This window comes from Haloechinothrix salitolerans, assembly GCF_042662605.1.
Taxonomy (GTDB): Bacteria; Actinomycetota; Actinomycetes; order Mycobacteriales; family Pseudonocardiaceae; genus Haloechinothrix_A; species Haloechinothrix_A salitolerans.
In genome coordinates this window covers 5854466-5875391 of record NZ_JBHSXX010000001.1, presented here as the reverse complement: position 1 = coordinate 5875391, position 20926 = coordinate 5854466, and the positions used below count along the sequence as shown (strand labels likewise).

Annotated in this window: 18 protein-coding genes and 1 tRNA gene; 10 read left to right on the top strand and 9 right to left on the bottom strand. The window is 65.3% G+C overall.

Features of this window, described 5'->3' with window-relative positions; all coding sequences use genetic code 11:
• Positions 1 to 281: 281 nt before the first annotated feature.
• The 3 genes from ACFQGD_RS28050 to ACFQGD_RS28040 all read right to left on the bottom strand — a co-directional run bounded on the left by ACFQGD_RS28050 (position 282) and on the right by ACFQGD_RS28040 (position 3817).
• Positions 282 to 1253 (bottom strand): hypothetical protein, encoded by a 972-nt coding sequence (locus ACFQGD_RS28050; protein WP_345399717.1) that lies wholly within the window; start codon positions 1251 to 1253, stop codon positions 282 to 284.
• Positions 1254 to 1372: 119 nt separating this feature from the next.
• Positions 1373 to 2704, bottom strand: a complete 1332-nt coding sequence (locus ACFQGD_RS28045; RefSeq protein ID WP_345399720.1) for an ABC1 kinase family protein — start codon at positions 2702 to 2704, stop codon at positions 1373 to 1375.
• A 69-nt stretch (positions 2705 to 2773) separates the two neighbouring features.
• Positions 2774 to 3817, bottom strand: a complete 1044-nt coding sequence (locus tag ACFQGD_RS28040; protein ID WP_345399723.1) for a TOMM precursor leader peptide-binding protein — start codon at positions 3815 to 3817, stop codon at positions 2774 to 2776.
• 179 nt (positions 3818 to 3996) lie between these two features.
• Here ACFQGD_RS28040 and ACFQGD_RS28035 point away from each other — a divergent pair, with 179 nt between their 5' ends.
• Positions 3997 to 4572: a M48 metallopeptidase family protein gene (locus ACFQGD_RS28035; RefSeq protein WP_345399759.1), complete on the top strand. Its 576-nt coding sequence runs from the start codon at positions 3997 to 3999 to the stop codon at positions 4570 to 4572.
• Between the two features lie 23 nt (positions 4573 to 4595).
• Here ACFQGD_RS28035 and ACFQGD_RS28030 read toward each other — a convergent pair whose 3' ends face one another.
• On the bottom strand, positions 4596 to 5990 hold the full coding sequence (locus ACFQGD_RS28030) for a zinc-dependent metalloprotease (RefSeq protein ID WP_345399726.1): 1395 nt from the start codon (positions 5988 to 5990) through the stop codon (positions 4596 to 4598).
• A 129-nt stretch (positions 5991 to 6119) separates the two neighbouring features.
• Here ACFQGD_RS28030 and ACFQGD_RS28025 point away from each other — a divergent pair, with 129 nt between their 5' ends.
• A complete protein-coding gene (locus ACFQGD_RS28025; RefSeq protein WP_345399729.1) occupies positions 6120 to 7253 on the top strand; it encodes a YlbL family protein in 1134 nt (377 codons plus the stop codon).
• A 7-nt stretch (positions 7254 to 7260) separates the two neighbouring features.
• Here ACFQGD_RS28025 and ACFQGD_RS28020 read toward each other — a convergent pair whose 3' ends face one another.
• Positions 7261 to 7854, bottom strand: coding sequence for a PPA1309 family protein (locus ACFQGD_RS28020; RefSeq protein WP_345399732.1), 594 nt, complete (start codon positions 7852 to 7854; stop codon positions 7261 to 7263).
• 208 nt (positions 7855 to 8062) lie between these two features.
• Between ACFQGD_RS28020 and ACFQGD_RS28015 the strand changes: the two genes are divergently transcribed.
• Both ACFQGD_RS28015 and ACFQGD_RS28010 read left to right on the top strand, forming a co-directional pair.
• On the top strand, positions 8063 to 10999 hold the full coding sequence (locus ACFQGD_RS28015; RefSeq protein WP_345399735.1) for a UPF0182 family protein: 2937 nt from the start codon (positions 8063 to 8065) through the stop codon (positions 10997 to 10999).
• Positions 11000 to 11087: 88 nt separating this feature from the next.
• A tRNA-Met gene (locus tag ACFQGD_RS28010) sits at positions 11088 to 11164 on the top strand.
• 248 nt (positions 11165 to 11412) lie between these two features.
• On the opposite strand, the gene ACFQGD_RS28005 is transcribed toward ACFQGD_RS28010, so the two are convergent.
• From ACFQGD_RS28005 to ACFQGD_RS27990, 4 genes are all read right to left on the bottom strand, one after another.
• On the bottom strand, positions 11413 to 11556 hold the full coding sequence (locus ACFQGD_RS28005; RefSeq protein ID WP_345399738.1) for a hypothetical protein: 144 nt from the start codon (positions 11554 to 11556) through the stop codon (positions 11413 to 11415).
• Positions 11557 to 11859: 303 nt separating this feature from the next.
• The gene (locus tag ACFQGD_RS28000; protein WP_345399741.1) at positions 11860 to 13944 is read right to left on the bottom strand and encodes an ATP-binding protein; all 2085 of its coding nucleotides are present in this window, start codon (positions 13942 to 13944) and stop codon (positions 11860 to 11862) included.
• Positions 13907 to 14386, bottom strand: a complete 480-nt coding sequence (locus ACFQGD_RS27995) for an ABC-three component system middle component 2 (RefSeq protein WP_390221155.1) — start codon at positions 14384 to 14386, stop codon at positions 13907 to 13909. Before ACFQGD_RS27995 ends, ACFQGD_RS28000 begins: the two co-directional genes overlap by 38 nt.
• Positions 14387 to 14538: 152 nt before the next feature.
• The gene (locus ACFQGD_RS27990; protein ID WP_345399747.1) at positions 14539 to 15453 is read right to left on the bottom strand and encodes a hypothetical protein; all 915 of its coding nucleotides are present in this window, start codon (positions 15451 to 15453) and stop codon (positions 14539 to 14541) included.
• A 410-nt stretch (positions 15454 to 15863) separates the two neighbouring features.
• Here ACFQGD_RS27990 and ACFQGD_RS27985 point away from each other — a divergent pair, with 410 nt between their 5' ends.
• From ACFQGD_RS27985 to ACFQGD_RS27960, 6 genes are all read left to right on the top strand, one after another.
• Positions 15864 to 16661, top strand: a complete 798-nt coding sequence (locus ACFQGD_RS27985) for a DUF7662 domain-containing protein (protein ID WP_345399750.1) — start codon at positions 15864 to 15866, stop codon at positions 16659 to 16661.
• 51 nt (positions 16662 to 16712) lie between these two features.
• Positions 16713 to 17579: a hypothetical protein gene (locus ACFQGD_RS27980; RefSeq protein WP_345399753.1), complete on the top strand. Its 867-nt coding sequence runs from the start codon at positions 16713 to 16715 to the stop codon at positions 17577 to 17579.
• Positions 17579 to 18292, top strand: coding sequence for a hypothetical protein (locus ACFQGD_RS27975; RefSeq protein ID WP_345399756.1), 714 nt, complete (start codon positions 17579 to 17581; stop codon positions 18290 to 18292). Before ACFQGD_RS27980 ends, ACFQGD_RS27975 begins: the two co-directional genes overlap by 1 nt.
• An 84-nt stretch (positions 18293 to 18376) precedes the next feature.
• A complete protein-coding gene (locus ACFQGD_RS27970; RefSeq protein ID WP_390221086.1) occupies positions 18377 to 18727 on the top strand; it encodes a hypothetical protein in 351 nt (116 codons plus the stop codon).
• Positions 18693 to 19787 (top strand): integrase core domain-containing protein, encoded by a 1095-nt coding sequence (locus tag ACFQGD_RS27965; RefSeq protein WP_345398882.1) that lies wholly within the window; start codon positions 18693 to 18695, stop codon positions 19785 to 19787. Before ACFQGD_RS27970 ends, ACFQGD_RS27965 begins: the two co-directional genes overlap by 35 nt.
• A 353-nt stretch (positions 19788 to 20140) precedes the next feature.
• Entirely contained in the window at positions 20141 to 20902 is a 762-nt protein-coding gene (locus ACFQGD_RS27960) for an HAD family hydrolase (RefSeq protein WP_345399016.1), read from the top strand.
• Positions 20903 to 20926: the final 24 nt, after the last annotated feature.

The window sequence follows — 20926 nt, the reverse complement described above, 5'->3', positions numbered from 1 at the left end:
TCGTCACCACTTCGACGTGAACGACGTGCACTTCAAGGAGTATTCGCAATGCAAGGTTTATCGGAGCAGCTCGCCAGGTCCCGAATACGGGACTTTGAGCTGCGATCGGCGGCCCATCGGCCGGAGATCGCAGCCGCTCGCAGAAGCTATCGACGTCGCAAAAGAGCACTCGCCTGGGAGCGGTTGTCCCGATGGGCGGCCACCCGGGCGGAGCACGCGCGGCGCTGAGTATGGCCGGGGCAGGTCCCAGCACGGGGCCTGCCCCGGTTTTTGGTCCGCGGTCATGCCGCGTTCGGCACGGCCTCACTCGTCGCGTGCACGGTGGGGCGGCCGCCGCACCGAGCGGCGGTGAGAAACGCGGAAGCGAGCGCACGAATGATCCGTCCCTTGACCTCGGTGTCGTTCTCGGCGGCGAGCACCTGCTCGGAGCTCGTACACACGACGGTCACACCCGCTGCCGTCAACGCCAGGTGTCGATGTGCCGCGCGGCACTCCGCCGCTCCGCCCCGTTCGATTTGCCAGGCCAGGCCGACTTCGTCCCACCATGCGTCCGCGTAGCCGAGTACGTGTTCCTTGGTGTCCGTGATCGTGACCTGCCAGCGCGGCCGTGGCAGTGGAGCCGAACGCAGCACCTGGTTGGCCTGCGCGTGCAGGAACATGGTCGCCAGGAGATCGGAGTCGCGAAGCGCTGCACGGACGGCGGCAGAGCCACGCTGGTTGCCCGCGTCCAGCTCATCGGACAGCTCTGTGGGCGAGCACAAACCGTTGTGCAGCACCATGGCTAGCACGGAGCGCAACGCCATCACGTCAGAGGCGACGCGGGCTACGTCGATCGCCGCCCGAGCTGGCGGTGCGAAGGGAAGCTCGTCGACGAACACCGGTCGTGGCAGCCGAGTGCTGCGTTCGGGCACGACGAAATCCCGCGGTGACAGCCGTTTACTCGTGGGGACAAGCAACCGTACGGGATCTCGCGGCTCTACGCTGACCCCGTGGGCCGCCAGTGCGTCCTCGCCGGTGATCACCGAGTTCTGCCCCGCGTACTCGACGGCCGCCCGCAGCTTCTGCCGTCGTGTCGGAGTTCCCGTCGCGAGCATCACCACACCCGGCAGTAGCCGTTGCCACGGCCCACCGGGGCGACATCGTGTACTGATCATCCCTCTGCTCAGCCCGGCGTCGCGGAGCGCGGCCGTGGTCGCGATGCCGTCCCGCACGGTGCCGGGGGTGATCCGGAGAGTGCGATGTGGGTTCGTCATGGTTCTCAGCATCGTGACGGGTGCCGACGCATGGTGCGGATCACGGAATCTGTGGATAACTCCGTGCGTGGCTGGCGCTACGCGCACGGTCTCCGTCCGAGGTTGTGGATAACTTGCCGCTAGTCGGCGAAGCCGGGAATCCACTTCTCCGCGATATCACGCACCGCGACCGTGGCACCGAGTTGGCAGAGAATACCGGTGTTGCCCGCCGTGGTGCGGTGTATCAAGAGGTATTCGGCGGGCAGGTTCAGCAGTCGTCCGGTGCGGAAGTCCTTGCTGCCGATGTCACCGACCCTGGCGGCCTGGCCTTGCAGCCAGTCACGGCTGAACGTGAAGGTTCTGTCGGCGAGCGGTTCGGTGAACGGTGCGAGATAGGCCAATACGTCCTCGGCCTTGACACTCGTGGTCGCCGTGATGAACCGATGCTCGCGCAGCACCGTCATCAGTTCCTCTTGCTTGCCGTCCAGCGCGAGCCTCGTGATCTCACCGAGCCCGCGTGGTATGCCCCGTGGTAGCCGGGCGACGGCACCGAAGTCGATCACACACAGCCTGCCGTCGTCGCGCAGCAGGAAATTGCCGGGGTGTGGGTCGGAGTGCAACAACCGAACCCGCTCCGGTGACGAGTAGTGGAACTCCAGCAACAATTGACCGGCCTTGTCGCGTGTCGCGGTGTCGCCGTCGGCGATGATCGACGCGAGTGGTGTCCCAGTCACCCACTCCGTCACGACGACCTTGGGTGCACTCGCCACAACCTTCGGCACGACGAACTGGGGGTCGCCGTCGAACTCAGCGGCGAACGCGCGTTGGTAGTCGGCCTCACCCCGGTAGTCGAGTTCCTCGTTCATGCGGTCGGAGAGCTCGGCGAGCAGGGGTTTGACCTCGGTACCTGGCGCCAGTGTCTGGAAGAGCCTGCTGAACCGCATCAACTGGCGGAGATCGCTGCGCAGTGCTTCGTCGGCACCGGGGTATTGCACCTTGACGGCGACCTCGCGGCCGTCATGCCAGATCGCGCGGTGCACCTGCCCGATGCTGGCGGATGCGGCTGGTTCGTCGTCGAACGCGCTGAACCGCGTGCGCCACGCCGAGCCAAGCTGTTCATCGAGGACCCGATGGGTCTGCTTGGCGGGCATGGGCGGAGCGGCCGACTGCAGTTTCGTCAGCGCCTCGCGGTACGGAGCGGCGTACTCGTCCGGCACGGCTGCCTCGAAAACGCTCAACGCCTGCCCGAACTTCATCGCGCCGCCCTTGAGCGTGCCGAGCACCTGAAATAGCTGTTCAGCGGCCTTGGCGGACATCTCGGCGTTGACCTCGTCCGCGCCCTGCCCGGTGAGTCGCCTGCCCCAACCCGACATGGCGCGGCCCGCGAAGCCGAGTGGGAGGCTCGCCAGCTTGGCGGTTCGGGCCGCCGTGCCGCTCGGTAGGCCGCGATCGTCGGCAGCGGTGTCGGTCATGGCCTCGATTCTGCCTGACACCAGCCGGTAAGTGGAGATCACGCGGCGACCATGCCACCTCCGGTGTGGCTACGCTGGCGGCGCGCCGCAGGTGCAGCGGGGGTGCGGCAGCCATGTGCGTCGTGTCACGTCGCCGGTCACCAGGTCCAGCTCAAGTGTCGCGTTCCATAGCGGCGGGTGTGTGCCGCCGTCTTGCACAGCGCGCATGATCTGCCCCACCGCCAGAGCCGCAGTGGCGTGCGTACTCGCGGGATCAGCCCGACCGGTGCGTCCGATCAACTGATGTGCTAACCGTGGCCATGCCGAGTCAAGGTCGGTTCGATGCAGATCAGCACAGCGCATGCAGCTCGTTCTACCCGGGAAAACCAGCGGCCCGACCACACCGACCCCGTCCCGGAACCGCACCGGCAGGTGTGGCTGTCGCTCGCCCATCAGCTGATCGACCCGGTGCGGTGGCTGCACCATGGTGTCAGCGAGAACGAGCAGGTCAGGGCCACGATCGATCGGCACGGGAGTGGTGGCCGCCGTGGGGTTGGCGGTGCTGACGGCCGTGGCGATGGCATCGCGCTTTCGTCTTCCGACGTCGTCCCACCGGTAGCTTATGCCGATCTCGGACGGGGTGACCTTGCCCGCTGACTCAGCTGCGACGTGTCCCACCCCGCACGCCGCGAGGAGTTGTGCCATCGCCACCGTTATCGGGCCCGCGCCACTGACCACGATCGATGCCTGGGCGAGGCGCTGGGCGAAGGCGTCGTGTGCCACTCCGCTGCGCAGCGCCCACAGCGCGGCCTCGTGCCTGGCGGCGTTCGGCCGATCCGGGATGGTTCTGGCGTCAGTGAGCAGACCGCGCCTGGTCAGCGCGTCGAGCACGCTACGTAGCACGGGTGCGTGCCTTCCCGCGCGTTTGGTCAGGGCGGCCACGGTGGCCGTGCCGTCCAGGGATCGCAGGAGCCGCGCGACGACTGGCGGTAGGTTGCCAATCACGACCGCGTGCCGCGGGTCGAGGCCGATCTGTACTTCCGTGTTGCCGCGTCGCAGTGCGCTGACGCCCGCGATCAAACGGGGAGACCTGGGTTGCGCCGTTGTCGTGGTAGCGGTGGTGTCGACGGTCATGCGGGCAGCATCGCTCGTGCCAGAGCAGCTGGGTGCATCTCGGACGAGATGTGGACAACCGTGTGCGCGGGTGGTGCCATTGGTGGTTACGTTCCCTTAGCGGGGTCCCTTCTGTCGGCCACTGCCTCTACGGTGGGTCCGTGCCGCAACGGAAGAACCGCGCAACCGATCAACTGGCCATGCTCGAATTCGGCGAGCGGGCCCCAGCCAGGCGTGTCGAGGTACGGCGTAGCAAGCGCCGCACCCGTACCGTCTCGGCGTATCTCGATGGGGACACTATGGTCGTGCTGCTTCCCGCGCGAATGAGTGCCGCGGAGGAGCGCAAGTGGGTGGCGGAAATGGAGCGCAGGCTCCATCGCAGCGAGGTGAGGAAGAAGTCGCCCGCGCGCCGCTCTGACGAGGCGTTGCTCGCACGCTGCGCCGACCTGTCCGCGCGGTACCTGGATGGGAAGGCCAACCCGGTGAGTGTGCGCTGGGTTCCGCCGATGCGCACCCGGTGGGCCTCGGCGACCCCCACACAGCGGACCATCCGGGTCAGTGACCGGCTCCGGGACGTCCCGTCCTGGGTGCTCGACTATGTCCTGGTGCACGAACTCACTCACTTACTCGTGCCCAGCCACAACGCGGACTTCTGGGCCCTGTGCCGCCGCTATGAGAAGACCGAGCGCGCCATCGGTTACCTCGAAGGGCTCTCGGCCGCCGCTGGCCTTGGCATCACGGGAGTCGATGACGAATCGGGCGAACCCGAAGGCTGATCAGGAGAGCTCCGGGGAGCTACCTATTTGCGCTCATCGTTGCCGCGATTGTCTTGATCGTCGCCGTCATCTGACTCGGCCTTGTCGGGGTCCGTCGCCTCGCTGGCGCCGTCCGTACGTTCACGCTCCTCGGCGCGCTTGATCTCGGCGATCGGGTCCATGTCGTCCATCTCGCCCGCATGACCGAGGCGCTCGGCGAACTCGAGTGGATCGTCCAGGTCCGCCGCGGTCGGCACGAAGTCCGGATGCGACCACAGTTCATCGCGCTTCTCGACACCGTGGCGATCGCCGACGAGTTTCCACAGCGAGGAAGCGGCCCGAAGCCTGCGAGGACGCAGTTCGAGGCCCACCAGCGTGGCGAACGTCTGCTCGGCGGGCCCACCGGTCGCGCGCCGCCTGCGCAGTGTCTCGCGGAGCGCGTCGGCGCCGGGAAGCCGCTCGCCGACGGCATCGGCGACGACGACGTCGACCCAGCCCTCGACCAGCGCGAGCAGTGTCTCCAGCCGGGTGAGCGCGGCTTGCTGCTCTTCGGTCTGCCTCGGTTCAAGCAGGCCCGACGACATGGCTTCTTCGATGCTGGCTGGGTTGGACGGATCGATCTTGGTGGCGATGTCCTCGATCGCACTGGTGTCGACGGAGATGCCGTGAGCGAACTCCTCCACGGTGTCCAGCAGCCGCTGCCGCAGCCACGGCACGTGGGCGAACAGGCGCTGGTGTGCTGCCTCGCGCGCCGCGATGAAAACCAGGACCTCGCTGCTTGGCCGCTCAAGCCCCTCGGTGAACTTCTCGATATTGGCCGGCAGCAATGCTGACGTGGCGGCTGGGCCGAGGGGCAACCCGATGTCGGTCGAGGTGAGCACTTCGGAGCCGAGCTGGGCCAGAGCGTTGCCCAACTGCGAGCCGAACATCATGCCGCCCATCTGTCCGACCATCGACAGCAACGGGCCGGCCGCCTGCTTCGCCTCATCGGGCAGCGCGTCGGTCCATGCCGACGACACTCGGGTGGCGACAGGGTCACAGAGGCGTTGCCAGGTCGGCAGTGTCTTCTCTACCCAGTCACGGGCGGTCCACGCCACGGACGTCGTCGCGCCCGCGGGGAGGATGGTCGCGGTGTCCAGCCACAGCTCGGCGAGGTGTGCGGCATCCCGCACGGCGGTGTCGCCGGACTCGTCCTGCGAGCCGAAGCCGATCCGCTTGCCGCCTTCGTTACCGAGTTGCTGCAGTGCGATCTGCTTGGCGAGGTCGTAGTTCACCGGGCCGGCCGAACTTCCCGCCTGGCTGAGCATTTGGCCGAGCTGGGTCAGCATCTGGCCGAGCTGATTGAACGCGTCCGCCCCGCCCTGTTGCTTGTCGTTCGGCTCGCCCTCGCCGCGGCGGTCAGGATCAGGCGGGCCGAATCCGAACGGAAAGTCGCTCATGCCTCTACGGTACGCGGGTGAACCGACTGGGTGACGGGGTGAGGCGGCACCAGCGCCATGACACGGTGCCCGTAACCTAGGTCTAGCCGTCTGAACAGCGATCCATCCGACGTAGTAGGGCATTTAGCTGTGAGTGAACCGGACAATTCCCGCGCGGGGGCAGTTCCCGAGCGAGCGCAGACCGACGCCGACGTATGGCAGTCTGGCCAGCGCGACACCACCATGGGCCTGACTCGACGAGGCTGGACGATCACGCTCAGCGTCATCATGGCGGCGGTGTTCGTCGCCGTCGGCATGCTTGTCCGGGTGCCGTACGTGGCGCTGGGGCCCGGCCCTACCTACGACACGCTTGGCGTTACGGCCGATGGGCCCGTCATCAAGATCGACGGCACCAAGTCGTACGAAACCAGTGGCGAACTGCGGTTGACGACGGTGTCGTTGTCAGATGACGTCCAGCTGATCAAGGGCCTTGGTATGTGGATCAGCGGTCGCTACGCGCTTGCCCCTCGGGAGCTGTACTTCCCGCCGGGCGAGACGGAGCAGGAAGTCGAAGAGCAGAACGCGCGACAGTTCCAGAACTCGCAGAGCAGCGCGGAGGTCGCGGCGTTGAGCTACCTCGACTACCCCACGAAGGTCATCGCCCAAGAAGTCGTCTCGGATGGTCCGTCGTCGGACGTGCTGCGGTCAGGCGACGTGCTGGTCGCCGTGGACGGCACCAAGGTCAGCAGTACCGAGGACGTGCATAAGGTTCTCAATGACACTCGCCCGGGTGATGTCATCACGGTGAGCTACCGGCGAGATGGCACGTTGACGCGTGACAAGAAGGTCACCCTCGGTGACGCGGGAGACGGTCGCGAGCAGGGCTACATGGGCTTGCTGCTCACCGATAGGGCGAAGGTCGACTTCGAGATCGATATCGAGCTTGCCGATATCGGCGGCCCTTCGGCGGGTTTGATGTTCGCGGTCGCGATCGTAGACCGGCTCACTCCGGGAAAGCTCACCGGTGGCGAGCGCGTCGCGGGCACCGGGGAGATCGCCGACAACGGCAAGGTCGGCCCGATCGGTGGCATCCAGTTCAAGCTGGTCGCGGCCAAGGAAGACGGCGCGACCACCTTCCTCGTACCCAAGGACAACTGCGCGGAGGCGGTGCGCACCGCGCCGGACGGAATGCGCTTGGTGCGAGTGGACACCCTCGACGACGCTGTTAGCGCGCTTGAGACGATCGCGGACGGTGGTAAGGCACGCACCTGCGCCGCGAGCTGACGGCGGATTAGGGCTCCAGCGTCGTGGCGAGCGCGTCGAGCAAGTTCGGCGCTAGATCCGGGTGTTCGATGACCTCATCCACCGGTTCGCTCGCGGCGTTCTCGGCCTTGCCGCGAAGCCGCATCACGCAGGCCCGCGCCCCGTCTCGAGAGACAGCGGCGACGAGTCGCGCCTCGGTGCGCTCCGGGTGGTTGGCCGCCGCGCGCTGGAGGCGTTCCACATCGCCCGACTCGCCAGCGGCTTCCTCCAGTTCTGGCTCCGCTCCAGGGGGAAGCACGACGATCTCGTGTGCGAGCGCGCAGCCCGCGACGGTGTCGGGCCACGCGATCTTGGCCAGTGCGTCGCCGAGGTCCGATTCCGGTAGCGATTCCTGGGCGACTGGCGTCAACGGCGACTCGACGTCGAGCCGGTCGGCGAGTTCTGGTTGCTTCGCGAGCAGATCCGCTGTCGGTACCAGCGCGAACAGTTGCGGTGGCTGGTCCCAGCCCGCGGTGGCGACGAACTCGTCCACCTCGCGGGCGACGGCGGCGATGTTCGTCGTGGCGGTGTTCGTGCCGTCGTGTGCGGCGGGCTCGGTCGCACCGGAATCGGGTTCATCCATGTCCTCATGGTGCCAGGCAAGGGACCTCACACCGCCATGGCTCCATGTGTGGTTCCGGCAGGCACGGACTACGCCGCGGCGAACTCGCGGCCCAGATCGGGAACTTCGGACCCTATCCGTAGAGTTGTGTTGAACAGGGGCGGTGTTTGCGGTATGCAGGCCGTCACACCGCTAGGCCAACGAAACTGCGAACTCAGGAGCGTGTGTAGTGGCCACTCGGCCTCCAGTCGGCATGCCAAAGCTGACACGGCGTAGTCGAATCCTGCTGATCGTCGGCGGTCTCGCGCTGCTCGCGTTACTACTAGGCAGTAGGTTGGTCGGTACTTACGTCAACTGGTTGTGGTATCGCGAGGTCGATGCCAGCAACGTCTACAGCACGATGGTGCTGACCCGGATCGCCCTCTTCTTCATCGTCGGCATCGTCGTCGCTGGTGCTGTCGCCGGCAGCCTGGCGGTCGCCTACCGCAACCGCCCGGTGTTCGTGCCGGTCGCCAGCGAGGACGACCCGCTCGCGCGATACCGTTCCACGGTCGTCGCGCGCGTCAGGCTTTTCGGCATCGGCATCCCGGCGCTCATCGGCTTGATCGCTGGTGCTACCGCGCAGGCTGACTGGCGTATCGTGCAGTTGTTCCTCAACGGTGGGGATTTCGGCCGCGCTGATCCCGAGTTCGGTAACGACGCCGGGTTCTACGTGTTCGACCTGCCGTTCTACAACTGGCTTATCGGCTGGGGCTTCGTCATTCTCGGCCTGTCGTTCGTGGCAGCGGCGGTAACGCACTACCTGTTCGGTGGGATCCGGGTAGCTGGCCGAGGAGGTCAGTTCACCACCGCCGCGCGGGTGCAGCTCGCGGCGACCGCGGGCGTTTTCATCCTGGTCAAGGCGGTCGACTACTTCTTCGATCGCTACAACGTGTTGCTCGACGGCCGCAATGACCTGTTCACCGGCGCGAGCTACACCGATCTGAACGCCGTCATGCCCGCGAAGCTCATCTTGATGAGCATCGCGGTGTTCTGCGCGATCGCGTTCTTCGCCGCTATCGTGCTGCGCAACCTGCTGCTCCCCGCGATCGCGCTCGTGCTGCTGATCGTTTCCGGCATCTTGGTCGGCTCGGCGTGGCCCGCGCTCCTTGAGCGGTTCTCAGTCGCTCCGAACGCCATTCAGAAGGAAGCACTGTCCATCGAGCGCAATATGGCCGAGACCAAGTACGCGTACGGCTTGACCGAGAAAGACGTCACGTACATCGACTACGAGGGCTCCGCCGAGGTTACCGCCGAGGAAGCCGCTAACGACAAAGCCACCATGCCGAACGTGCGACTGCTCGATCCCACCGTGCTGAACCGCACCTTCACCCAACAGCAGCAACGTAGGAACTTCTACGGCTTCCCCGAGCAGCTCGACATCGACCGGTACACCGTTGACGGTAAGAAGCAGGACTACATCGTCGCGCTGCGTGAGATCAATACCGCCGCGCTCGCCGAGAACCAGCAGAACTGGATCTCGAAGCATCTCGTCTTCACCCACGGCAACGGTTTCGTCGCGGCGCCGGCGAACACCGTGCAGGCAGCCGCGGAGCAAGCGGGTGGTCAGGGTGGTTACCCGCGCTACACCGTTAGCGACACGACTACGCAGGGCGAGATCGAGGTCGACCAGCCCAGGGTGTACTACGGCGAGTTGGTGACCGAGTACGCGATCGTAGGCAGCCCCTCGAGTGGAAACAGCGAATATAACGGCGAGTACGACACGGCCACCGAAACCCACCGCTACCAGGGCGAAGGTGGTGTGCCGGTCGACAACCTCTTCAATCGAGTCGCCTTCGGCCTGCACCATGGCGAGGAGAACTTCGTCTTCTCGGATGTCATCGGTGAGGGTTCCAAGATCATGTACAACCGGAACCCGACGGAGCGTGTCGAGAAGAAGGCGCCGTGGCTGACGGTCGACGGTGACCCGTATCCCGCCGTGATCGACGGTCGGATCAAGTGGATCGTGGACGGCTACACCACGACGAAGAATTTCCCGTACGCGCAGAAGACGCAACTCGGTGAGGCGATCGAGACCACCCGGTCGGGTCTGCCTCGCATCGCGGACACGCAGATCAGCTACATCAGGAACTCGGTGAAGGCGACCGTCGATGCCTATGACGGCACGGTCGACCTGTACACGTTCGACGAGCAGGATCCGATGCTCAAGGCGTGGAAGAGCATCTTCCCCGGCACGGTGAAGCCGAAGTCGGAGATCAGCGATGAGTTGGCGGAGCACTTCCGCTACCCAGAGGACATGTTCAAGGTGCAGCGTGAGCTGCTGGCGAAGTACCACGTCACCGACCCGGGCACGTTCTTCTCCAATGAGGACCGCTGGAGCGTGCCGTCCGACCCGACGGTGCAGGGCGCTGGTGGTGACGCGAACCAGCCGCCGTACTACATCCTCGCCGCGGATCCGCGGAACCCGGACTCCGCTGAGCCGCAGTTCCAGCTGACCAGTGTGCTGACGCCGTTCCGCAGGCAGTTCATGTCGGCGTTCGTCTCGGCGAGCTCCGACCCAGAGAACTACGGCACGATCACGGTGCGGCGACTGCCAGGTGAGACGCAGACGCGGGGCCCGCAGTTGGTGCAGAACGACTTCCTGTCGTCGTCCGAGGTCAGTAGGGAAATCAACATCCTGACCCAGCAGAACACCCGGGTGATCTACGGCAACCTGCTGACCCTGCCGGTCGCGGAAGGCTTGATCTACGTCGAGCCGGTCTACATCGAGCGAACCGGACAGGAGTCGTCGTTCCCGCAGCTCAACCGAGTGCTCGTGTACCACGGCGGTAAGGTCGGTTACGACTCGACGCTCAAGGGCGCGCTGGAGCAGGTGCTTGGTGAGGGCGCTGGCGAGTCCGCGGCGGAGCAGGTCGAGGGTGACCCGAGCATCGACGAGAGTGATGGTCAGCCCGACCAGCAGGAACCCGAGCAGCAGCCCGAGGAACCCGCTGAGCCGAGTGGCGACGCCAACGCGCAGATGCGGGAGGCCGCGGACGAGATGCAGGCGGCCGCTGAAAAGCTGTTCCAGGCCCGTCGTGAGGGTGACTATCAGGCCGAGGCGGAGGCCTTGCAGGAGCTTGAGGCGGCGCGCGACAAGTACAACAACGCCAAGGACTCCGGCTGAGACGATCGCACCCGGGGGCGGTGAGAAGATCCGACCCCCGGGTGCGACCCGGTTCAGGCCGGGGTGTAGAGTTGTAGATACAACACAACGCGGGGTGGAGCAGCTCGGTAGCTCGCTGGGCTCATAACCCAGAGGTCGCAGGTTCGAATCCTGTCCCCGCTACCACGTTTAACCAGGCAAAACGGCCCCGGAGAGATCCTTTCCGGGGCCGTTTCCTTGGCTTCTGTAGCAAAATCTGTAGCATAAATGCGCCGAGCAGAAGCATTGGGCTCCTTGAACCGGTCGAATCTACCCGGCGACGCGATCGTCCGGTCCACTGTTGAACGTCGTCGCTGACCATCGCGCGGCCGAGCGTGACCGCTCGCGGGTTCGATTCCCGATTGGTCGACCTAACGTGGCACAACCCGAACACCCTAATGGCCCAAGGTCCAGAGATCAGGATCAAGCCGGTCGGCACTCGGCAACTGGCTGCCGATGTTGCCGAGTGAGCCCTTGACCTGCGACTTCTCGGCATCGATGTGATGCCGGAGCGCCGGAGTGGCGGCCAGCACGAACATGACCAGGTGTCGTGGGCCAGCGATGTGATCGACCGCCGATCTGCACTGCCTCCGTGCCGGGCAAGTCCCAACACCCCGCATATGGTTGACCACCGCTATTGGGGTCGTGGGGATACCGCGAAGCGCGTCCTCAATGACCTGGAAGTTCAGGCTGCAACTGCAGTTTCCGTGGGTCGATCGGATTGACACCGCCCGCTCCGCGGTGGCCGTCGGGCAACGAACCTGCCGGGTCAGGGCGCTTGCCGACCGAGCCAAGCAAAGTGCCTGATCGAGCGCTTGGCACAGCTGCGCACGGTTCTTTTGTCAGTCGATTGCGTCCTCAATAAGGCCGTATGGTGGCGTGGCAGGGTCGCGGGTGTAACGCACCACAACGTCGGCCGCGACCGAGTCAGGAGGACTGTTGTCTACGACTACCAACTGCGCACCTTGCCCTGGACCCGCAAGCCAGTTCTTGGCGTGTCGGTAGAAGTTCTCAACCAGGCGTACATCAGCAAAGTCGGGGTCGTCAGCCTGCGCAGCGTGTCCGAGGTTCTTTTGCGGGCTGTCGATCATGAGTAGCCCTGGAGCGCGAGCACCTTGCTCATGCGCAATCTCCCACAGGGCTAGGTACCAGGCCAAACTGATCAAAACCAGGCCGCCGCTGCTAGCCGCCGTGTACGTCAGCCCACGAACAGACGGCACAAGCCGCTCGTTCAGGGAAGGAGCGCTGAGTTTTGGGTAGCCAATGTCGGACAGGACGTCCCCGAAGCGATCCGACAGTAGCCGTACGACCGCAGCGCGGTCCGGTCGCGTGGCAGCTTCCCGACGCTCGGCACGCAACCGTGCGGCTTGTCCGGCCAGGCGTTCGGCGACTTCTTCTGCTTCGCGAACTCGATCCCACAGTCGTAATCCAGCTTCCGCCTGTTGCTCACGAAGACGGGCATCCGCTCGTCTTCTCGCGATTTCATCTCGGGCGGCAAGGTAGGGCGCCGGTACCGTTACAACGCGGTTGAGTGCGGCAGCCGTGTTCTCCACAGCAAGATTTGCTTCCGCTTGAGCCGCGCGAAGGACGCCAAGGTCATCATCTAGGCGGACCCAATAGTCATTGAGCTCGTCTAGTCGTCGCGCAGTAGCCCTCAGTTCCGCTTCGAGGATCCCGGTACCTGCAGCAGAGTTGGATCCCTTGTCCTTGCGGGGGTCCTTGCTGCTAGCCGATCCGTCCGGGTCCGCCAGCAGCCCTGTGACGGCAACGCCAGATTCCTCTAATAAGCGATGGCCGCACAGAGTGCACTCGCCATTCAGCACGGCCGGGCTGGTATCCAACGTAGACAGACATGCGGGGCAAACCGTGACATGGAGGGGATCAAAGAGGCGCTCTGCCTCCTTGAGGAACGTGAGCTTTTTCTTGTCGTCCGCGTATTGGCCGCGCAACGCAGCCAATCTCTCAACCAAACTTTCGCGGTTTCGGACCCGCACCGCTGCCGCGCGGGCTTCCTCCTGAGCAGCAACCAACGCCTGCCGTAGACCGCCGACGCCAACGTCTCTGGATGCCCGGTCGGCGTCGAGACGAGCAAGTTCATCGCGCAAAGCCACAGCTTCAGACCTGGCTCGGTCTCGATCGGTCTCCAGTACAAGCGGGCCGAGTGCGTGCTCGGCCTCGACGACTGCGCGCAGCGCTTTCGCAGTTCGGGCCGCTTCGCGCGCGGCGTCGCTGGCGCGCTTCAGCCGCGCCGCGATATCACTGCCGTCGGCATCGTGGACATCGAACATCACATCGATGGTCTGCCGGAGCTTCTGGCCGACCATGAAGCTCGAATGCTCGAAAACGAGGTTCTTGTTGTCCAGGCGCTCGTTCGGCAACCACATCACGCGAAAGAGGTCGCGGATGCTGAGCATCTGCGTGGAGGACTCTGTTTGTGTCGGCGCCTCGGGCAGCTCAATGTTGTCCAAACCGCAGGCGGCGAGAAGGCGTTGAGACAGCCCACTCGGCTCGGATGTTGGCTCGACGGGCAGACGCAGCTCGGTCGCTCCTTGAAGCTCGTCCAGCGCTGCCTCCCAGAGGGATGCGAATTTCGATGCGGGACCGGTGGCCGCGCGTTCGATTGTCGCTGATTCTCCGGAGAGCACGGCTTCCAGCAGAGCTGCACGGACTGAGGCGAGCACCTCGGGGTGTTGGGGATGCTCGCTTCCACCCATGCAGTAGCGGATGAAGTCGATGACGGACGTCTTTCCTGTCTGGCTCGGACCTGCGATCACCGACAACGGCCGCCATGGCCCTCGGTCGGGCATCCGGAAGTCAACGCGGTACGACCGGGATCTCGCGGCAAGCCCGCCGAGCCTGAGCTCAACCAGTCGAATGCCGCGTGTTGTGTCAGTGCCTGCCACGTTGTCTTCCTCGTCCTCTACCACTGGCAAGCTCTGGTGTCGTTTCAGCCACATCGTCCAGCACATCGATGAGCAGCCACGACCGTCCCAGCCACTCCTGTGCACACTCGGTCAGCTTGCTGTCCGATAACCGTTTCAATCGCCGCAGGACCACGCGCGCAGCATCGCGATACGCGTCCGCGTAGACAGAAGTCAATGCGGCGGCTAACTCGCGACCTGAGGGAGTGAGTCGATATCCGCGGTTGTCGACCGCGACCAACCCATATGCGACCAGAAGGGCCAGGTCGTGCTGCAGTCGCCGTCGCCTGCTCGCAAACCTCTGCCCTGTGGAAACGTAAGACAACTGGCGATCGCTGAAGCCCGCTAGGCGCAGGCTAAGTCTGTCCGCAGCGTCACGCTCCCCCTCGCCGGATGTAACAACGAAGGGATTCGCCGAGAAGAAATCGTAGAAGCCAAGGCGATCCACTGTGCGCACTGGCACGCCCTCTCCAACAGCGATATCGAGTAGCAACGTCAGCTGGGCTAATCGAAACACCTGTCGATCCTCAGGACTGTCGGGTATGGCAGATGACAGCCTGGGCGTGCCTCCGTACAGAGTTCCGGTGCCCTCTGATGTCGTCACGACGCTGCCTCGCCCTCACCGGTCGGAAGGTGCTCCGCGACGACCTCTCGTGCCGACCTTCCCTTGTGCGTAACGACGATGTCACGCCAATGGCGAACCCATCCAGCGCGTGCATCTTCCACCAAACGATGAGCAATCCCCGTGCGATGCGCAGGCCGCAACCGGAGGCCGTCGGGACCAGGACAGCGCGCCGCGCCGCGCAGTACATCTTCGATGAACCCGGTCATCCTTCCGTCTGCAGATGCTCCAGACACGCGAGCGTTGAACTGCGTCTCCCATAGGGACTGCACATCCAAGTGCAGCTCCGCAAATGCTGCGGTTCCTGCTCGATTACCGCCCGTGGCCAGGTCCCGCGCCAGCGCCTCCGCCGCGAAAAACAGCCCGCGAGCAGCGTCCGTCTCAACTTGACCAGCTTCCTCAAGTTGACGGACGAACAGGGCGTCACCCAAACAGCTGACATCGTCGATCATCCGAACTGGCTGCGCCGCGAGCTGTGCACCGTCAGTAAGAAAGAAGACTCGATAGACGTCCTGAGCGTCCGGCTGCATGAGCTGCCGCCGCAGCTCAACGCCGTTCCACAACGTCAGAGCCGCGCCGCTTTCTCGGCGCTGCCGTGCGGCCCAGCCATCGAACCATCGCTGCTCTTCAGGGCTTAGCACGCACGGCACGCACAACGTCCAAGCGTCAACGCGAAAGCCTTCCGCGTATGCCTTCTCTCGCACCTGCCTGAATGAGTCCCGAACCTGTTTCCGCTGGTCCTCGCCAGTCCAACGCAGGAAGAACTTCGACTGCCACACAGCAACAGACTCATCCAGCCGGCCGACGAAAGTGTCGATGCCCCAGTCCCCACCTCCAGGCCCGGCAACCTCGTTCGCCGTCGGATATCGAATGGCAACCAGTTCGGTGACCAACGACTGGAACACCTCCCGTGCGCCCGCCTCCGTGCCAGCTGCGAACTCCAACTGCCTGAACAAGACCGGAACCGTTGGCAACATGGCCAAGAGAACCACCCCTGCGTGCAGTCGGTCAGGTGATCACCCGGGTCGGGTACATGTGCGCCGAAGCCGACCTCTGTCACTCAGCGTGCCAGCACCTTGTGCACATATCGGACGTGTTTGCCAGAATGTTTCATAGGTTCACCTAGTCGGACGCTCGGTTCAGGACGTCGCCGGCAACGAGTCGGCGAAGCAACGTAAGGGTGGCGGCTCACACCATCGCGCAGCGCGCCGTTTCCGCTATGTGGACTCTTTGTCGGTGATCGGGACGACAATAGGCTGCACAGGTAAACCGTGCGATCAGAACACAAGGTGGCGGATACGTGATGGCTGGCAAGTACCAGCCCCTGACGGAGCACCTCGCGTCCTTGGCAAGCAACGGACGCCAGCGCGTCGTGATGGAGTTCGCTGAGGTCTCAGCTCTTGTCGGTGGGCTGCCGCCGTCGGCGTATCACGCTCGTCAGTGGTGGGCGAACAGCAGCCTGACGCAGGCGGTCGCGTGGCGTGAGGCCGACTGGCACGTCGACCAGGTGGACTTCGCGCGCGAGCGGGTGCGCTACGCACGCGGCAAGGTCGGCGGCAGCCGCACGAGCCGCACCCGTGAACACGTATCCAGCTCCCCGCCGAACGACCGTGAACACGTATCCAGCTCCCCGCCGAACGAATCGACTGCCGAACCGAATGATCCGGATGTCGATGTGCGGGTGCGCCTGACGTGGCACAGGGCCGGCCCGGTGACCAACGATCAAGGCAAGCTGGTGTTCCCGCCGCTGACCCGGTCTCCCGGGATCTACCGGCTGACGTTCTCCCGGCTGACCGGTCAGCCACGGGTGTACATCGGCGAGTCCGATGACCTGCGCAGACGCACGGGCAACTACCGCAACCCGGGGCCCACGCAACAGACCAGCCAGCGCATCCACCAGGAGTTGATCAGCCACCTCGCGGCTGGCGGCACGGTCACCATGTCGGTGGCGACCAGCGCCGTGATCGAGGCCGGCGGAGAGACCACGCAACTGCCGCTCACTCGTAAGACCGCAAGGGTGCTCGCCGAGCATGCGGCGCTCGGCCTTGCCTACCTCGGCAGTGAAGCCGCCATCGTCAACCGGGACCGAGGCGCAGAATGAGCACCGCCCGCCACCCGGCTCGATCAGCTCACCGACGGGCAGGTCGCCGACGTGGTCGCAGATTGTGCCGCCTACTTCCAGCGCAACCCATATCGGCGGTGGTTCGATCCGCTCGACGCCCTGCTCCGCGCGAGCACCAGGTGCAGCTACTACGACGGGTCCGCATGCCACCTCGATCTGGTGCAATGGGCCACCGACCCGGCCTGGAACGGAATCACGGACCCGAACATGCGGCAGATGTTGCTCGACGACGGCGTTCATCACCTGCGCGCTCAGCTCACCAGCGACAACGTCCGCATCGTCCTGCTCAACGGCAGACAGGTGATCAACCAGGTACTCGCCACCGACCTGACGACGCTGGACGAGGTCGGTTCGATCCCGCGACGCCGTGACACCTGCCGCCTTTACACCGGGAATGGGGGCGGGGTGCGCTGGATCGGCTGGTCTACCAACCTGCAAAGCAGCTTCGGCGTCAACGCCGCCTTCAAAGACGAGCTTGCCGAGCGCATCGCGGAGCTCAGCCAGCAGGCGTCGGCCGCCGGTGACGCCGACAAGCACGTCGCAGCCGGGTACCTGCCATTAGGGACCCGGGTCAGTAGCAAGCGCGAGCTCGTCGAACTCCTCGCGGTGTGGCTGCGCCGATCTCAGATGCCCACGATCGGTGACGTGGGATCGTTCGGCGGCCGGCCATGGCTGCACATCGATCTCGGAGCGCACGAGATCGTGCTCAACGCCGACACCAAACGCGCCGCGGTCGAGGAGTTCGTCCACACCAGCAAAACCAGCCCCGACCAGCCGTGGCGGGCAGTGGCCAACCGCCGCCGCGTCAACAAGGTGCTCCCGCACTCCGATCCGCGGACACTGCCCGGCTGGTACGCCTACCTGTCCCTCTCGCTCGCGGAAGAAGAATCAATCTGATGGACGAGCAGGCCGCCACCGTCGTGCAGTTCCCGCACCCAGGCGCGGAACACAACCCGCGGGCCGACGACGTGCCATGGAACGTCGACGCGCACCGCCGTAAGTTCCTTCGCTGCCCCGGGCGATATGTCGACGCCGACAACGAACTGCACGACGCCGAAGTGGTGTTCTGGGGCGAATGGGAGGCACCCTCTCGTGTCGAGCGTCGCTGGCCCGCCTGCGGCCAACTGCCCCGCGCGCTGCACTGGCCCCACTGGATCCGGCCCACCGCGGACGGCTTCCGGCAGAACACCGACCCATGGGTGTTCGGCGACCACATGTTCTACAGCAACTGCAAGCAGATCGTCGGCCCCGACCGCCTGCGCACCTCGATGCAAGACCTGCCCATCGGCTCGTTCCTGTGCTTCGGATCCACCATCGATCACGAGTTCTGCCTCGACACCGTGTTCGTCGTCGCCTCCTCGCAGCCGTGGACGCCCGCCGAGATCGACGACCTCGACGTCGACGACGCGTTCGCCGTCTGCACCGCCGCCTCGATCATCGCAGGCGGCACCGACGCGCACGCAAGATTTGCGCTCTACCGGGGCGCCAGCATCGGCAACCCTGTACACGGGACGTACAGTTTCGTTCCCGCACTACCCGCAGGCGAGAACGGCCCGCGGTTTGCGCGTCCAGCGATCCGGCTGCCCAGGCTCGTCTTGCGTCTGAGTTAGATGACCATTTGATCTTTGAAATACCCAGCCACGAAGCGGTGTGTCTGACCGTTCCGGAGGCTGATGATGACGTCCAATACGCCCATGAAGGCACGCAAGCAGCGACGGCTGCTCTCGCCGAGCCAGAAGTACGAGATGTATGTGTCGGTGCTGACTGGGCAGTGCACGCAGCGGGAGGCCGCGCAGAAGTGGAAGGTCGACCGCACCACGGTGACCACGATCTGCCGTACCGCCAAGCAGGGCGCGCTGACCGCGCTGTCGGCTCGGCCGGGCCGGCCGGGCAAGACAGTCGAGCAGCTGGAGTTGGAGGAGGCGCGGGCGGAGGCCGAGCGGCTGCGCGCCACGGTGACCGAGCAGGCGGTGGCGCTGCATCTGCACGAGGAAAACCCGCCTGGGGCTGATGGCCGGCCCGGTCCCGGCGCGGGTGCACGCTGACGTGAAGGCCGGCCTACTCGAGTTGATCGAGCACGCCGTCGAGCGTGGCTGGTCGGCGCGGCGGGCATGTGACCGGCTGGGCCTGGAACACGGTCGCTACCAGGCGTGGCTGGCCCGCCAGGCCGCCGGGCGGCTGGACGACCTACCGCCGGGCGGGCATCCCCTGCACGGGATCCTGCCGGGCGAGCGGGCCGCGGTCGTGGAGCTGTTCGAGACCTGGGGCGAGACCGACCGTAGTCATCGCAAGCTCGCCCACCGCGGCTCGCGGATCGGACTGGTGCATGTCTCCGAGTCCACGGTGCGGCGGATCCTGGCCGCCGAACGGCTCGTTCTTCCTGGTCAGCCGCCCCGCGAGCCGATCGGTCGGGCGGAGTGGCCGCCCTGGCTGGAGTGGAAGCCCAACCGGGTGTGGGGTTACGACTTCACGCACTTCACCCGCGCCCGGGTCGCCGCGATCGCGATCCTCGACATCGTCTCCCGCAAGTGGATCACCACCCTGGTGTCGGCCGAGGAGTCTTCCACCCAGGTCGAGGTCGCCTTCACCGACGCGCTGGAGGCCGAGAACCTGTGGGCGGCCGCCGACGCCCGCGCGACCGACGCGCTGGTGGCCGCGCTGGCCTCCGGCGACCGCGACGCCGTCGGCACCGCGATCGGTGACGGGCAGCTGCCGTTGCTGCTGGCCATCAGCGACAACGGGCCGCAGATGCGCAGCCACACCACCCGCGAGTTCCTCGCCGGTGTGGCCATCGCCCGCCAGTTCGGACGGCCCGGCACACCGACCGATCAGGCGTGGATCGAGACGCTGTTCGGGCACGTGAAGGGCGAGTGGCCGCACCTGGAAAAGATCCGCGACCCCGGCGAGCTCGAAGCCGAACTCGAGCTCGTACGGGCCCAATACAACGGGGTCAGGCTGCACGCCGCCATCGGGTATGTCACGCCCGACGACGAACACGAAGGACGAGGTGACGCCATCCGCAAGAACCGACGCGACGGACTCGCCCAAGCACGCGAGAACCGCCTGGCATACCGTCGAAGCAGAGCACCTGAGGAGAACCAATGACCACGCACCGGCCGTGGCTGGGTATTTCAACCCGCGATTGGTCAATTAACTCAGACACACCTCAAGGCTGATCAACCCGGCCAGCAAACAGAGCACGTGGGGATCTAAACGGCCACTACCGATCTCGGCCGTCCGTGACGCGTGGGAAGCCATCTGCCACCAGGTACTCGCCGCAGATCTCGTGCTCGCCATCCACCTCGACACCCCACCCGAACTGACCGACGAGCGCGCCGTTCCTGTGGCCAGGAGGGCGCGATGCTGATGAGGACGCCGCACACGATGGGCCTGATGGCCAGGCAGCAAGCAAGCACATCCTCGACTTGTCTGGTCGCTGACGTGGAACGCATGCTGAAATGACGAATGATCAATTGGCGGAAATCGCTCGCTTACTTCGCGATCGGAACAGGATCGACGGACAGATCGCCGAGATCATCCATCGACCGATGACATCCGGCCACCTCGGCGAATGGATCGCATCGCAGGCCTTCGGGATCGAACTGGAACAGTCCGCGAGCGCCAAGGCCTTCGACGGGCGGTTCCGAACCGGACCACTTAGCGGCAAGACCGTGAACGTGAAGTGGTACCTCAAGCGCGAAGGCATCCTGGACATGACCGACGCCGAAACCCTCGACTACTACCTCGTCATGACGGGATCAACAACCGGGGCCGCATCCTCGGCAGGCAGCACACGGCCATGGTGTATCGAGCACGTCTACCTGTTCGACGCGCGACGGCTGCTGGCAGAGCAGCGCGCCCGTGGGGTCAGGATCGGAGTCGCCTCCAGCGTGCCCAACCGATACTGGGCAGAAGCCGAGATCTACTGTCGTCGACATCTACCCGGCCGCCAACCCGCTCCTGCCCCTCTCGTCCGAGCAAGCAGAGCTACTGAGGCTGTTCCAGACCGACATGCCGAGGTCGTAGCAGAAATCTCGAGGGTTGACCGGCATTATTGCCCGAGCAACGCCACCATGGGCACTGCCGTTCGACGGGTGCAACATCGTCCATTCACCCGAGCCGGCCGGGTGGGGCGAGCAGTCCAAAATCAGCGAACCCCCAGCCAGGGCCGGGGTTCACGCGACGTCACTGACGCACCTTCGGGCTGGCGGGCTCTTTGAGGTTCTTGGCTGGCGAAGGTCGGA